This window comes from Coleofasciculus sp. FACHB-1120 (genome assembly GCF_014698845.1).
Classification (GTDB): domain Bacteria; phylum Cyanobacteriota; class Cyanobacteriia; order Cyanobacteriales; family FACHB-T130; genus FACHB-T130.
In genome coordinates this window covers 33011-48404 of record NZ_JACJTV010000012.1, presented here as the reverse complement: position 1 = coordinate 48404, position 15394 = coordinate 33011, and the positions used below count along the sequence as shown (strand labels likewise).

The following is a 15394-nucleotide window of genomic DNA, read 5'->3' as shown; positions in this document are numbered from 1 at the left end:
AGGCGTTTAAGCGTGTTAAGTTGTCTCGCTCCCAATTGGATTGGAGCTATGCAAAAGCGATCGCTTTTTGACAAAACTTTTATTTTTTATCTAGATAGGTGAAATTGACAGGTTGGGCTATGCCAACCTGCCTAAGAAGCAAGCTAATTTTTCAGGACTGTTTGCGCTTGCGGATAGCACCCGCACCAACAGCACCAAACGCCAATAGAGCGATCGCGCTCGAAGGTTCGGGGACGTGTTTAACAGTCACATCAAAAGAACTGAAAGCAAACCCACCATCGCCATCAGAGACTCTTAAGCCAACGGTATAAGTCCCGCGATCGCTAAAAGCCCATTGCCCTGCTGTGCCGGTGAAGTCATCAAAAATGCCATCATTATTGATGTCCCAATCAAAGCTGAGCAGATCCAGGATGCCCGGATCGGTTGCGGTAGCCGCAAAATCAAATTTCTGGTTTTCTAAAACCGTGAGTGCTGAGGTGATGCTAGTAATGGTGGGGGCAACGTTCTCAACCGTCACGTTAAAACCACCGTAAGCATACCCACCATCGCCATCTGAGACTTGCAGCCCGATGGGATTGAAACCTTCATCGGCAAAGGAAGACTGCCCGTTGGGGCCAGTGAAGTTATCAAACAGGCCGTTGTTATCCAAGTCCCAATTGTAGGTTAGAACATCATAGATCCCTGGATCGGTCGCGGTGCCACCAAAATTAAAGAGATCGCCTTCTTTAATAGTTAAATTTGGGGTCAGGTTAGTGATAGTGGGGGCAACATTGAGAACCGTCAGCGTTTGAGTAACGGGCGGACTATTCTCACCTCGACTATCCTGTGCTTGCGCTGTCAAGGCAAAACTTCCCTCATCCGCATAAGTCCCTAGGGGTACGGACAATGCACGGACTCCTGAAGTATTAGGATCGCTACCAACAAAATTGCCATTCAGAAAGAAGGCGATCGCGTCGGGATCGGGATCGGTGGCATACAGTATCGGCGATACCGATTGACCCTCATAAATCGTGTAATTGTCAAAACTCAGAACCGGCGCGATGTTTGGGGGTGGTGGCGGCGGTGGCGGCGGTGGCGGCGGCGGTGGCGGTGGTGGTGGCGGTGGCGGCGGCGGTGGCGGCGGCGGTGGTGGTGGTTCTAAGGGCTTCACTGGATCGGCGGTGGTACCGCTATCCGTATCGGCGATAAATCGCATCGTCCCGTTAAAGCCGCCGTTCCAGGACATCGAAAGCGCCCCAAATAAGTCGCCGTTTGAAATGTCAATCGGGACTGAGTAGGCATACGCAGTGGGAGATTGCCCTGATATTACCTGGAATTCCCAACCCTCTGCTGACCCAGGCGTATTCTGGGAACCATTTAGATTAGGATAAGTATCAAAAACGGCATTTCCAGGAATCGCATTGATGAGTAGCGAACCAATAGGGCTGACACCGGAGTGAGTCAATCTCCAGCCGTATGCACCATAGGCTGGAGCGTAATCGTATGTATTACCCGCTTGGGTGAGCGACCAGCCACTCCCAAATGCGCCGCCCGAAATAGAATCTGTGGCACCCCAAATTGCTGTTTGGGAGGTTCCATCTAGAAAACCAACTGTAATCTGCATCCCACTCATCATGTTTCCGGTAGTTGCATAACCGGAGAGAGTGGTTGCCCTAGAGGGTGCGGCTGTTCCCAAGGCAATCAGGGTGGTCACGATACCGGCTGATAGATGTTTCCACAAAGAGGTAGTCATTACACCGGCTCATCCTCAAGAGTAGATATTTTAATGCTGCAACGGGTTTTCTCGATGCCCCTAATCAATCGACTCCTGAAAAGCTCTTTTTTTTGTGGGAAAAGAGTTTTAAATACTGGAGTGATTCTCTTTTTATTGTTAATGACAACCGATAAATTGCCTATCCACCCACAGCAGTAAAAACAGCCAATCCGTTTATGTTTAACTTTAGCCAGAGGAGTAAGTTTCATGGCAAATTAGACTCATTCGCCCTAAATTTGCATGAAAACTAAGTTCGCTCTGAGGAGATAGGAAAGCATAAAAGCTTGAGATTTAGAATCCCATTTATTTTAATTTTAAGAAATAAAAATAGGATTAAAAATTTTGTGACGGCTTTGATAGGATGGGTGCCGCCCTCCAGCAGATGTCAGGAACGCATAGAGTAGCGATCGCTCATCAGTACGCTCCTGAATGCGATCGCTACTCTTTATCCTCTGGCTCCGCCTCTGTTTTGACTCGCCGGATAGGCAAATTGGCGATTAATGCCGTTGCCCGTTGGCTACTTTCGAGAGAAAACTCCAACCCCTCTGCCTCGATTTCGACATAGCGAGAGACGACTTCCAGGATTTCCTTCCGCATTGACTCCACCATCTCTGGTGTTAAATCAGCTCGATCGTGGGCAATGACCAATTGCAAGCGGCGCTTGACTTCCGCGCGGCTGTTGTCAACATTAATGCGAGGAAAAAGTCGTTCTAAAAGTTCGCTAATCATGGATCGGGCAGATGTGAAGGTTAGATAATCTTAGACCACAATAATTTTCGGATGCGAGAAAAGAAGCCGTCATTACCAGCATCCAAATTCAGAAACTCAATCGGCTCCCCTTCTAGACGGCGAGCAATGTTGAAAAATGCCGTTCCCGGTAGGGTAGGATTTTCAGCCAGTACCAGAGGTTCGCCCCGATTGGTGGAGACAATAACCCGCTCATCATCAGGAATCACACCAATTAAGGGAATGGCGAGAAGTTCCTGCACATCTTCTACCGACATCATGTCATTGGCTTGCACCATTGCCGGTCGAATGCGGTTGACGATCAGGTGGGCACGCTTAATGTTTTGTGCTTCCAGTAAGCCGACAACCCGGTCAGCATCGCGCACAGAGGCAATTTCTGGCGTTGTCACAATCAAGGCTTCCTGGGCGGCAGCGATCGCATTCTTGAAGCCCATCTCAATCCCCGCTGGACTGTCAATCAAGACATATTCGTACTTGGCAGCTAATTCATTAACCAGCTGTTTCATCTGATCGGGGCTGATTGACTCCTTGGTTCGGGTTTGGGCAGCGGGTAATAACACCAGTCCCGGCTGCCGCTTATCTTTCACCAATGCTTGATCTAACCGACATTCGCCTGCCAGGACTTCAACCGCTGTATAGACAATCCGATTTTCTAGCCCCAGCAGCAAATCCAAATTTCTCAAGCCAAAATCCGCATCAACTAGAGCAACTTGACGCCCCGCCCTAGCTAAAGCCATGCCTAAATTTGCCGTTACGGTGGTTTTCCCCACCCCTCCTTTGCCGGAGGAAATCACAATAATGCGACTCATGTTGAAAAGTTCTTAGCTTCGTTTTAGTGCGTGAAAGTATAGGGGCGAGTTTAATCGAATTGTCTATTCTCCCACAGCTATACCTAGTAAATTCGCCCTTGAGAGAGTTTGGATTTTCCCGTTTTCAATTAGGTCAATCAATTATTTTTGAGTTTTTTAGTTTTGAGTTCAGTATATACTTACTACTCAAAAATAATAAGTCCTTCAATGAAAGCTAAGGCAAAACTTAGGGCAGACAGAGAGTAGACATCGCCCCTACAACCCCTACAGAACTTATCACTCCCCCTAGATTGCCTTTTTAACGTCCAACCCCCATCGATAAAGACTGAGTTTTAGAAAACTCAGTTGTTCTTGCGATCCGAATTCCTTCCGGCGTTACGTAGGCAACCTCCGGATAAAATTGAGCCGGTGGATTTTCCGGTGCCCTCGCCAGATAATCAGCGATTCGCAGTTGGGTGGGTTCCATCTGTAGCGCCATAATTAAACACTCTTGATTGCCCTCAGCACCAGCATGAGCAATCCCGCGCAGACGCCCCCACACTATAATGTCGCCCGATGCGATGATACTGCCGCCCGGATTTACTTCTCCCAGGATAATGACAGTACCGGGATGACGAATTTCCACCCCCGAACGCACGGTCGTTTGCACATAGAGGGGTTCAGCTAATACAGTCGTTGGCGGCGAAGGCGGTTGATTGAGGGGCGAAACTGGGGGTGCTTGTTCCACCGAGTAACCGGCAGCCGCCGCAGCAACAGCGGTTTGACGGCGACTGGTGTAGACACGCTTGAGTTGTAGCCGATCTTCGGCAAGGGCATCTGCGATCGCTTGTAGTTGGCGTCCATCTAATAAGCGATCTTTTGCCACCAAATGCACCTCTGTATTCGGCTGCCAGAAGCGTTCACCGGCATTGAGGCGCTGCTTCAGCTGTTGCCAAAGGTCAGACCAGCTAGCCGTGGCGGGTGTCTCCGCTTCTGGGGGCAAAATTAATGTCAGCCACCTTTGGTCGCTTTTGATGCGAACTTGTTCGTGGCAATTTACTTCCCCTGTATTTTCGGGAACAACTGAAACAGCTATCGGAACGGACGAATCAGAAGTCATGGACGAAAAGCCTGACCTGGGCGGATTGACTAATTATCCATGATATAGGCAAGCGGCATCAGGGCAAGGAGACAAGAGGGCAACCGGAGAACTTCTTATCCCTCAACCTTGAACCTTCCGTTGGCTAACGATGCTGACTCAGACGCCGATAAACCGTTGCTAACCCATCCGCATCCCCCACATTGCCAGGAAACAGCACCACGGGCAAATTTGGAAATTGGGGATGATTCTCTGGAGTCCGTACCATCGAACATCCGGGCAAAATCTGACCGAGTAACCACGCTGAGGTTAACGCCAACCCTGTACTCAGCACATCATTAGAAGTAATGCCGCCTTTGCTGATGAGAAAACCAATATTTGCAGGTAAACCCTGTACGATATCCATCAACAAAGCAGAAACATCTTCCCCAAACAGTAACCGCGTTTGCACATCCTTAAAAGTAAGTTCTTTGCGGCTAGTGTAAACTACAGGCGTTTTCCCGGAATTGTACGCTGCATGAACCTTTTCCAGTGTTTCATTGAGGAGACTTCCTAACGCAGTAACAGAATCATCAAGTAAACGTTCAATCTCTACTTCAATGCCAACTGTCCCCGGTTCTTTTAGCAGTTGTTCTAGCTGTTGTGTCGTCTTTTTGACATGAGAACCGACAATCACTGCACCCAGTTTGCCTTCCCGCACATATTGCGCCATATCTTCTGCCGCTACGGGTTGTGGAGGCAAAGCAGCTAAGGCGGTTAAGATACTGGCAGCACTGCGAAATAGGAAGCGTTTTCCCTGACTGGCTGCTGCTAGAATATCCTCTGCAAAGCGGTTTAAATCTGCCTGATTTTCTCCATCTACGACGCCGCACCGATTGCCACTGAGGTTCATCAGTCGTTCCAAACTCCCAGCGCGAATATCTGTTAGTAAAAAGCGTTCTACCTTGTTAGCTGGAATTCTACCTTTTGTCTTCTCTTCCACATAATCAGGCAAATAACTATGGTGGTAGCCAAAGACTGAATCGCGGGCAAACTCAGTTTCATGAACGGGTGTAGGAACGCCGTCAATTATCAAATAATGTACGCTGTCGCGGGTCACTCGTCCCCCCTCGAAGAAGGCAGGAACTAGAAAATGGGCATCAAAGGAACCCAATTCTTCTGCAATAACATCCGTTTCGACTGGGTAATGTCCGCGCAGGGTGGAGTCAGAACGACTAACAATTAGAAAATCATGAATGTTTGATTGGGTAATGGCTTCCTTCAAGTTACGGCAAGCTTCTCTAGTAACCTTTGCCGCTTCCTCTGGAGTCAGCGCCCTCGTATTCGTCAGCACAAAGAAAATCGGCGACTCATCCGCCAACCCTAACCGCAAGGTATTTACATCCCAGCGCGTCAGCAGCAGGCAGCCGTGAACGGTCTGAGAACCAGTAGGATCATCATCGAGGACAATAATTTTTGGTTTGGTTGTCATCTTAAATCCGAACGCTGCCCCTATAATTTTCTCATCTCTTTCTGCACGCTGACTCCAATCTCCAACGCTTCAAATTCGTGACAGAAAGTTTCAATTTATTAGTATAGGCGATTGCCTGCAATAATTTGTTGCAATAATTAGTTTGGATACAAGGATGCGATCGCTCTTTTCCAACCCCTTCCATTCATGTATTAGACAGAGAGAATGACAATAGGAATCGCCAATTGAAAAACAGCAAAAAATTCTCTTAAAAATCTATTCCCTTCAAATTTTCCTTAAATTTACTCTGCTTGACGAGCCAGATGCCATTAATCGGCGTAGCTTACTTTTGTTGGTGTCAAAAAGCTGGGTTCAAATAATGTCAGTTCTGTCGCATAGCTGTGACTACGCAAACTCGTACAAACACCTAAATCTAGATACTGTTTTATATCTACAAGAATTTTGTTTGCAAGCATTTTTGCCAAGCTAACAGGAACGGCATTTCCGACCATTTTATAACCGTCTGAAATATGCTTGTATTTAAAAATAAAATTGTCTGGAAAAGTTTGTATTCTTGCACATTCTCTAACAGATAATCTCCGATATGAATTTAATGAATTAGGGTCAAATATCCATTTATCTTTTCCAACCCAAACCATTTTTTTTGCCTGAGGATGTATAGGAGCGTGTCTACCACCAGCCTGAATCGTAAAAGATGGCTCATCCCAGCTTCTTACTCTATTTCTTGACATATAAATGCTGGAAAAGCCCCCTTCCATATATTCATGATTAGGTACAAATGAGTGACGTTTATATACCTCGCTTACTATTGGGATAGGTTGTATTTGATTCAGATCATAGATAGCGTCTCTTAAATTTAAAACTTCAGCGCTACCCTTCGGGAACTCAAAAGTTCCTCCCAGGTCTTCTCGATATCCTATAATAATTACCCGTTTTCTATCTTGAGGTACTCTAAAATTACTAGCATTCAGCAGTTTGTAAGTCACATCATAACCAGCATCCTTAAATTGGTACAAAATGTTTGTAAAGGCTTGAGTATGCTTTTCTGCTAAAATTCCGCTGACATTTTCAGCTAGAAAAAAAAGTGGCTTTTTTTCCTTAATAATCCTAATATAATCATAAAATAACTGACCTCTAGTATCATTTATTCCTCGCCCAGCACCAGCTTCACTCCAACTTTGACAGGGAGGTCCACCAATGATACCTATGGCATCAGGAATTTCATGAGAACTGATTGTTCTAATATCTCTTCTATCTAGCTTTGTTTCTGGATGGTTTAATTCGTAAGTTTCCCAAATTGTCTTATCATATTCATTTGACCAGACGACATTAAATCCGGCTTGACGAAAACCTAAGTCTAAACCACCACAACCAGAAAATAAAGATAAAACATCCATTGATTTTTGCTGTCAATTATTATATTACAATAGTTTATAAGCTATGACTTTAGCAGGAATAAGCTGAACCGGATTATTTGGAGATTTTATATTCACATCAATAATTTTCAGCTCATTATTAACCAAGGATTCGATTTCATTCCGGTCTGGTGCAGGAAATGATAGATACTTACTTTCTTTCATTATAGCAATCATTTGAAACTGGTTATTTTTCTGATAATCCAAGTTTACATAGTCAAAAACTGATAGTGGATTTTCTATTCCCCACATTCCTCTAATCCTCAAATAAGTTATATTCAGAGGATCTACTTTATTGATTCTACCTAGTTCTTTTGTTTTTGAAAAATTAACGCCCGGTATTTGATTAATTCCTCTTGCCATTGTATCTATAATCCTTTCATAAATTTCTCTGTCTGCGGCATAGCAGTCACCATAGATAAGCCAAAGTAGTTTTATTCTTTTATTTTCTGCAACTCCAATCGCATAAATAATATCTTTTTCATGCCAATTTTCACAGTTACGGCAATGACTTGTAATCAGCGGACTATCAGAAAATAACTTAGACTTAGGGTAAGAGCTGTTTAAGGCGATAGCTGCTCCCAACGACTCTATCTTTTTAACTTCTATAGCATCACCATTTTTCAATATTAAATCCGGTGGGTTGTTAGCATTTCCACTATAAGAAAACACTTCAGAATATTTCGCTAATCTTCTTCCCTGGTCTGTCTCATTAACAGTGTCAGCAAATACATCCTTAACGAAAGACTCTAACGCATCTCCAATCTGATTAATTCTATTTCTCCCTTCGTAATGACTAATTAAATTTGAAATAGGATGAGCAATAATTGTTTTTATTGCCTTCAAAATATTAGTCATAAATTTGAGGTGTAGCTGTTACCATCTTTAAATAATACAACAAGGAGTGATATCGCTCTCCTGAAGAAACAAGAGAGCGATAAAACTTTATGAGCTAACTAAACTTAATGCACTAACTCAATCGCGCGTTTTGTTAACGCTTCGGCAGTTAATCCATTAAATGCCATCAATTCACCTGCACTCGCTGTCGTTTCGCCACGCTTCCAGGAGAAAGTATCGCGCTTGCAGTTACTCCGCAGCATGATGGGTTCCAGCATCCCAGAAGCGCCACCTGTGACACCAACTAAAGCATCACCATCAAATAGCTTGGCAAAGCCAGCATCATCCAAAAAGCCGCCATCGGATTCGGAACAGGTATCCCAGGAGACATCGTGAGGACGATACAAGCGGCGGGGATTGATAATCGAGACAATCCGCGCCCCAATGCCTTCGGTTTCTAAAAACGCGGCGGCTTCAAAGACTGGCATCAGCGTCATATCGCCAATCACGGCAAACACCACCATTTTGTCACCGGGGATTTCATGCAGCACAATGGCACCGTCGCGCAACCCTTGGCGAGTTTGTTCAAAAGTCGTGCGAATCGGTAGGGGCGATTTGCTCGCAGTAATCACAATTCCCTTATTTTTTGTTGTCAGCGCCCAGTCGTAGCAGACTTGGATACTATTCGCATCAGGGGGGAATAGGGGGAAAACGTTGCCATTCCGCATCATGGCGGCGAAATACGCTTCGATTTCCGGACGTTGGTGCGTCCAACCATTGCGCCCTTGTTCCAAGGCTCCAGCAGTGTATAAGGTAATCGTAGAGGGAGTGGGACGGCGCAATTCTGCCATCGCTTGCGTTACCGTTTGCCAAATCGGTAAGCCGTTGATGGCAAAGGATTCGTAGGAACACCAGAGAGTTCTAGCACCCATCAGGGATAAGCCAACCGCTAACCCGGCACAAGCGTCTTCACTGAGGGGTTCGTAAACTTGTCCTTGGGGTGTTTGATTGTAGAGATCGTCCACTGTAGGGTGGATAATCTTGAGGGCTTGGTTAATATTGGCAATCCCAGAAGCTTCGTTGCCGTCAGCGTTGGTAACGAGGAAATTGCGATCGCTTTCTCCCACTTTCCCTACCAAACGCCCCATTGCTGTCGTTGACACCTTTGCCTCGCCACCCACAGGATATTCTTCCAAGGGCAATTCACCCAAGTCTGGCAACGGTAACTCAAATTCTGTCACAACGGTCTTAGAAGCAGGACCACCACCAGCGCGTTCGCAATTCGTCCGCACCAATTCCCACGCCGCAGATGATAAGGCGCGTGTTTTCAAAGCGGTGGAGATGTGGGCACTGTCCAGGGTGTCTTTAGGATAGAGGTTGTGGGATTTTGCACCTTTGGCGTGGACACCCGCACCCTTGAGCTGTTTAATAATCAGTACGGTGAGTTTGCCGCCGAGTGCAGATTTCGCTGCTTTATCTGCTGCCAGTAGCACCGCTTTGGTGAATTCCAGCCGCTTCTCGAAGGAAAAGGCTGTGCTATCAACGTAATCTCCTGGTTGGTTTTGATCGTCGTAATCTTTAGCATTAATTAGGATAACTTCTTCAAACCCATTGCCGCGCCAGTAACCGATCATCTGCTCGTTGGATTTGGTGGACACCATGCTATGGTGTTCCTGGCTGTAGCCGTTCCAAACTAGAACGGGCAAGAAATTTGTGACTTCGGGATAGGCGGTGTGGAAGTGTCCCATCCCACTCATAATGTAGGGTTCGCCTAAACCTCCGTCACCGAGAGTGAAGGGGAAAAGCTTGTCGCGGTGCAGCTTTGCTGCTGCCATTGCGAAATGTTGCCCTTGTCCCAAGGGGCCAGCGGGTGCGAGAATGCCCGGAATGTAGCCGGAGAGGTGTCCTAAGAGTCCGTGCTTTTCCCGGAAGCGATCGCGCAATTGCTGCACAGTCGTGATTCCCATGTCCTCTAGCGACCGATCCAAGAACATCGCACTATAAAATCCGGGGGCGTGATGCCCGACTTCGGTGATGATATTCTTGTAACCGAGCATAACCAAAGCCGCATAGGCTTCTGCTTGAGACGCAAAACCGCCGGGGTGTCCGGATGCTTTACTTCCAGTGACTTGCAGGGTCAAATAGCGTAAAGCATCTGCATACAATAAAGTTTGGAAGACAGCAGCCGGATCGGTGGGAGAGGCGATGCTTGGCTTACCTTCTTCTATGGCAGGAGATTTTCCAGCCGTCTCAAATCCTGGCAAATTCTCGCCAAAATATTGAATTCCATCGGAAAAAGCAGGCGTCGCTAACATCGCCTCTTGAGTCGGTGCGGTCATAGTCTCAGATTCCTCTTGTAAATTAAGTGCGCGAGAAGCTAAAAACGTAAAATGGCATTGGCTTCCCGTAGGGTAGGTTTGTCAGCAGTGCTAGGATTGTGCGATCGCCAAGTGTATGAGCGCGATCGCTACTCGCACCCTTCCCCTTGCTTGCTCTGTTGTATGGTTATTTCAGCCGGTAGGCGCTCATCAACCCAAAAACCGTTTTCCTGAAGACGTTGGACTCCAGACGCTAAGAAGTCCGTCCTTCAGCCAACTCCTAGCCTCTTAACCCTCGATCCTACAGCCTTCTCGGTCTATAAATCTCTTTTCTTCCTCCAGTTTTGAAGATTAAAATCTTATTAGAAATTAAACTTCTCCTTATCTCTGGGTGAAATTCAATCGAGCGCTAATAAATTAGAATAATGTTTCACAACTAACAAACAATTCCGCTTGTCAGTGCGGGTATAACTCAAATAGTCTGCAATTTTTTGTAAAATGGCGATACCCCGCCCCCCTGTAGCATTTTTACTGATCTCCTCTGGTTTTTGGAGGCGGGCTTCTAAATCAAAAGGCGGCCCTTGATCCCAAATTCGGATTTCTAAACATTCCGAAAACAAGTTAACTTCAATATCAATAGGAACCTCGGAAGTTTTGCCTTTGTGGGCATGACGAACCGCGTTCGTAAATCCTTCTGCTAGAGCTAATTGGCACTGTAGCCAAACTTTTTTAGGAATATCTGGTTGATTTAGATTTTCAAACCATGACAAAAGACCGTCTAACGCCTTGAGGTCGCTGGAAACTTGTACAGAGATTTTTTTGATGAGTTTCAACTGTTCAAAGCCTTTTTAATCAACGACACTGAAGCTTTGGATTAAAGCTTGGGATTAAACACCGGCACAAATCAGAGAGAATGCAGTCTAGCCTATAGATAATTATTGCGATCGCGAGGAATTTTTTGGTTAATGGGCAGCGTACTACTTTCTGATTAACCTCATGAATGCGTGGTATGAGGGAAGAAGTCGGAAGTGCTTAGACTGAAATAGAGTTCATGGCTTTGGGCGTAGCGCTTGCTAGATTTGGTAATGACGGATCTCAAAATATCTACAGGAGCATTTTTGAAAAGCAGTAGCAATGTTGATCATCATAATGCGAGTCAGTAACGGGTGGAAAGTCTGGAGAACTTCGAGCAACCGATGACTATACTTGTTTATGAATGTTCATATTTTCGGTGAAGTTTAGCGATCTTCACACTTGCCTCAGGTGTCATCCTTCAGTTTTAACTGCCTTCTATTTTAAGCGACCTGTAGTCCCTCTATCTCATGCTTCAAGTTCTGATTATTGATGATGACCCTGCGATTCAGCTATTGCTGAAAAGAACGCTAAAAACCGAGGGTTATGAGTTAACCGTCGCTAGCGATGGCGAAGCCGGGTTGACCCTAGCGCGAGACTTACGACCCGCACTGGTGATTTGCGATTGGATCATGCCGCGCATGAACGGGCTGGACGTGTGCAGTCAGGTCAAGGCAACGCCAGAACTTTCAACGACCTTCTTTATTTTGCTGACATCAATGGGTTCCGTTGAGGATCGGGTGAAAGGGCTGGATGCCGGGGCAGATGATTTTTTGTGCAAGCCCATCGATATGTATGAGTTGAAGGCGCGAGTGCGGGCAGGCTTAAGGCAGCACCAACTCAGCCACGACTTGCAGCACCAAAAACTGCTACTGGAGGCGGAATTAGCCGAAGCAGCCGAGTATGTCTGTTCCATCCTCCCTTCTCCGTTGACCTCGCCTCCTGTAACTATCAATTCGCGCTTTGTTCCTTCCCGCCAGTTAGGAGGGGATGGCTTTGATTATTACTGGCTAGATCCAGATCATTTAGCTATTTATCTATTGGATGTCGCCGGACATGGATTGCGGGCTGCTTTACCGTCTCTTTCGGTCATGAACCTACTCAAAAGCCAAGCCCTTCCTAAAATTAATTACTATGAGCCTAGCGATGTCCTCAAGGCGTTAAATGAAACCTTCCAGATGACTGACCGAAATGATAAATATTTCACCATCTGGTACGGTGTCTATAACCGAGTTAAGCGCACCCTAGTTTACGCTAGTGCTGGGCATCCACCAGCAGTTTTAGTCTCCAGAACCTCGAATTTAATCACCCAGGTCAAACGCCTGAAAACCCCAGGTTTGCCGGTTGGGATGTTCCCTGATGCTGAATTTATCGATGATAGCTGCGAGGTGGAAAAATCCAGTATCCTCTACATTTTCAGTGATGGAATCTATGAGATTAACCAACCGGACGGCACGATTTGGGGTCTTGATGCGTTCATCAATCTGCTTGCCGAATTTCCGAAGAATAGCCAGAACAATCTAGACCAGATAGTGAATTCTGTTCAAGATAGAAACCCAGACGACTATTTTGACGATGATTTGTCGTTGCTGCAAATCAACTTTGATTAGGCAAGTGCTAATTGCTAATTGCTAATTGTGAATGACGATTAGCGATTAGCGATTAGCCATTAGCTATGGACTAATCGCGTTATTAAATTCTTCTCGATTGGGGAAGATTTCAAAGACGCGATCCATACTGGTCAGTTCAAACAGCATTCTTACTTGCTCATTAATCGAGCAAATAAAGAGTTTACCACCAGCGGCGCGAACAGTTTTGAGTGCAAGCACTAGCGCCCCCAACCCAGAACTATCCATAAAGGTAACGTCCTTAAAGTCAATTAACACTATATTGCCTCCGTTTTCGACAATATCGCTAATTTCTTGACGAAACTGAGTTGCCTTCATACCGTCTAAAATGCCAGAGGGTTGAACAATTTTGACAACAGGATTCATATTCTGTAGTGCTGACCCGTTCCAAGACGATGTAGACCTAGCCAGTATAACTGCGAGAATGGCATTGGGCTAGAGTTTAGCCGCCGTTAACGAAGAAAATCAGCGAACTGACTCTTTCAGCACGAGGCTAACTCCTCGCTTCGCTAACGCGATCGCACCTCTTCCCGCCTCTCACGATCCCCTCACTTGCCCTAGGTCCCTCCGGGTGATGCCATGCCCTTAGCGGCTGAACCCTAATTACTCGCCCTGCATCTTCCACCAACAGTCCTAAAGCCGTTTCCTGGCGTGTCAAGCTGGCTGGGGCGGGCGAAGGATATCCTTCGAGTGATAGACACTTTAAAGTTCTTAACTTTCTTAGAATCGGGGATATACACGGGTCTGAGAGTATTGTCCATGCAAGAGTACGATGTTGTCATTATTGGTGCCGGTCACAACGGACTTGTCTGTGCCGCATATCTGCTCAAAGCAGGCTATAGCGTTCTGTTACTAGAAAAGCGTTCCATTCCAGGCGGCGGTGCAACAACTGAAGAAATCTTACCGAAAGAGGCTCCGGGTTTTAAGTTCAACCTCTGCTCGATTGACCACGAGTTCATTCACTTAGGGCCGGTCGTCGAAGAGTTAGAACTCACTAAATATGGCTTGGAATATTTATATTGCGACCCAGTCGCGTTTTGTCCCCATCCGGATGGCAAATACTTTTTAGGTCACAAATCCGTTGAAAAAACTTGTGCAGAGATTGCACGTTATAGCCCCAGAGATGCCAAAAAATATGCCGAATATACCGAGTACTGGCAGCGCGTACTGGGTGCAATGATCCCGGTGTTCAACGCACCGCCAAAATCTGTTATTGACATTGCTGGCAATTACGACCTCAAAAAGCTGCAAGATTTATTCTCCGTCTTGGGTGGGCCAAATAAGACGTTGGATCTGATTCGTACCATGCTCACCAGCCCGGAAGATATCCTAAACGAGTGGTTTGATTCCGAGTTTCTGAAAGCGCCCTTGGCTCGACTCTCCGCAGAACTTGGCGCACCTCCGTCCCAAAAAACCATTTCTGTCGGTTCAATTATGATGGCGATGCGCCATGACCCCGGAATGGCGCGACCTAAAGGTGGTAGCGGCGCACTGGTTGATGCCTTGCTGAAGTTGGTGAAAAGTAAAGGCGGTGTTGTCCTGTGCGACCAGACCGTTGAAAAAGTATTAATTGATGACGGTCGTGCGGTAGGCGTGCGGGTGGCAGGTGGCACCGAATACCGCGCTAAAACTGGCGTGATCTCCAACATTGATGCCAAGCGCTTGTTCCTACGCCACATGGATGAGAGCGATGTTGATTCAGCCGACCCGAATTTAAGGGAGCGCTTAGAGCGCAGAATTGTCAACAACAACGAAACGATTCTCAAGATCGATTGCGCCCTATCAGAGCCTTTGCGCTTTGAACACCACAACCACCAGGATGAGTACCTGATTGGCTCAGTTTTGATTGCTGACTCGGTGCGCCATGTGGAAATTGCTCACAGCGAGGCTTCTATCGGCAACATTCCCGATGCCGATCCCTCAATGTATGTGGTCGTACCCACGGTACTCGATCCGTCGATGGCTCCAGAAGGTAAGCATACGCTCTGGATCGAGTTTTTCGCGCCTTATCAGATTGCCGGTGCAGAGGGTACGGGTTTGCATGGCACTGGTTGGACAGATGAACTGAAAAACAAAGTCGCAGACCGCGTGTTAGATAAGCTAGCCGACTATTCACCGAATCTCAAGCACTCCATTATCGCTCGTGCCGTGGAAAGTCCAGCGGAACTCGGCGATCGCTTGGGTGCTTATAAGGGGAACTACTACCACGTTGATATGACCCTCGACCAAATGGTCTTTTTCCGTCCGTTGCCGGAATTGGCGAACTACAAAACTCCGATTGAAGGGTTATTTCTCAGCGGTGCGGGTACTCATCCAGGCGGTTCTATTTCCGGGATGCCGGGACGCAACTGCGCTCGTGTGTTCCTGCATACTCAGCAGCCAATTGCCCAAAAGCTGAAGGATGCGGGAAATTCTCTCAAATCTACGGTTGAGTCTGTGTTTAAAATTTCGTAGCGATAAATCGGGGCACGGCATTGCCCGTGCCC

The 15394-nt window shown here is 46.6% G+C and carries 14 protein-coding genes; 3 read left to right on the top strand and 11 right to left on the bottom strand.

Translation table 11 applies throughout. The features are described 5' to 3' along the window. Positions 1-151 precede the first annotated feature (151 nt). The 8 genes from H6H02_RS13480 to H6H02_RS13445 all read right to left on the bottom strand — a co-directional run bounded on the left by H6H02_RS13480 (position 152) and on the right by H6H02_RS13445 (position 10449). The gene (locus tag H6H02_RS13480; protein WP_190818433.1) at positions 152-1732 is read right to left on the bottom strand and encodes a PKD domain-containing protein; all 1581 of its coding nucleotides are present in this window, start codon (positions 1730-1732) and stop codon (positions 152-154) included. A gap of 459 nt (positions 1733-2191) precedes the next feature. Beyond that, positions 2192-2482: a cell division topological specificity factor MinE gene (gene minE / locus H6H02_RS13475; RefSeq protein ID WP_190818431.1), complete on the bottom strand. Its 291-nt coding sequence runs from the start codon at positions 2480-2482 to the stop codon at positions 2192-2194. A 20-nt stretch (positions 2483-2502) separates the two neighbouring features. Continuing rightward, positions 2503-3309, bottom strand: coding sequence for a septum site-determining protein MinD (gene minD / locus H6H02_RS13470; protein WP_190818429.1), 807 nt, complete (start codon positions 3307-3309; stop codon positions 2503-2505). 298 nt (positions 3310-3607) lie between these two features. Then, positions 3608-4408, bottom strand: coding sequence for a septum site-determining protein MinC (minC, locus tag H6H02_RS13465; protein WP_190818427.1), 801 nt, complete (start codon positions 4406-4408; stop codon positions 3608-3610). A gap of 124 nt (positions 4409-4532) precedes the next feature. Next, positions 4533-5858 (bottom strand): four-carbon acid sugar kinase family protein, encoded by a 1326-nt coding sequence (locus tag H6H02_RS13460; RefSeq protein WP_190818425.1) that lies wholly within the window; start codon positions 5856-5858, stop codon positions 4533-4535. Positions 5859-6166: 308 nt separating this feature from the next. Continuing rightward, positions 6167-7255, bottom strand: coding sequence for a DNA cytosine methyltransferase (locus tag H6H02_RS13455; protein WP_190818423.1), 1089 nt, complete (start codon positions 7253-7255; stop codon positions 6167-6169). Positions 7256-7279: 24 nt separating this feature from the next. Next, a complete protein-coding gene (locus H6H02_RS13450) occupies positions 7280-8131 on the bottom strand; it encodes an NgoPII family restriction endonuclease (protein WP_190818421.1) in 852 nt (283 codons plus the stop codon). A 104-nt stretch (positions 8132-8235) separates the two neighbouring features. Further along, a complete protein-coding gene (locus H6H02_RS13445) occupies positions 8236-10449 on the bottom strand; it encodes a phosphoketolase (RefSeq protein WP_190818419.1) in 2214 nt (737 codons plus the stop codon). A gap of 51 nt (positions 10450-10500) precedes the next feature. Here H6H02_RS13445 and H6H02_RS13440 point away from each other — a divergent pair, with 51 nt between their 5' ends. Further along, complete coding sequence (locus H6H02_RS13440; RefSeq protein WP_190818417.1) at positions 10501-10662, top strand: hypothetical protein; 162 nt, start codon at positions 10501-10503, stop codon at positions 10660-10662. Between the two features lie 164 nt (positions 10663-10826). Here H6H02_RS13440 and H6H02_RS13435 read toward each other — a convergent pair whose 3' ends face one another. Then, on the bottom strand, positions 10827-11261 hold the full coding sequence (locus tag H6H02_RS13435; RefSeq protein ID WP_190818416.1) for an ATP-binding protein: 435 nt from the start codon (positions 11259-11261) through the stop codon (positions 10827-10829). Positions 11262-11750: 489 nt separating this feature from the next. Between H6H02_RS13435 and H6H02_RS13430 the strand changes: the two genes are divergently transcribed. Beyond that, on the top strand, positions 11751-12890 hold the full coding sequence (locus tag H6H02_RS13430; RefSeq protein WP_190818414.1) for a SpoIIE family protein phosphatase: 1140 nt from the start codon (positions 11751-11753) through the stop codon (positions 12888-12890). Between the two features lie 63 nt (positions 12891-12953). Here the strand turns inward: H6H02_RS13430 and H6H02_RS13425 are convergent, their stop codons facing one another. Further along, entirely contained in the window at positions 12954-13274 is a 321-nt protein-coding gene (locus H6H02_RS13425; RefSeq protein WP_190818412.1) for an STAS domain-containing protein, read from the bottom strand. A 127-nt stretch (positions 13275-13401) separates the two neighbouring features. After that, positions 13402-13566 carry a hypothetical protein gene (locus H6H02_RS26875; RefSeq protein WP_206757279.1) on the bottom strand — a complete coding sequence of 55 codons (165 nt, stop codon included), beginning with the start codon at positions 13564-13566 and terminating at the stop codon, positions 13402-13404. Between the two features lie 101 nt (positions 13567-13667). On the opposite strand from H6H02_RS26875, the gene crtO reads away from it, so the two are divergent. Further along, the gene (gene crtO / locus H6H02_RS13420) at positions 13668-15362 is read left to right on the top strand and encodes a beta-carotene ketolase CrtO (protein ID WP_190818593.1); all 1695 of its coding nucleotides are present in this window, start codon (positions 13668-13670) and stop codon (positions 15360-15362) included. Positions 15363-15394 lie beyond the last annotated feature (32 nt).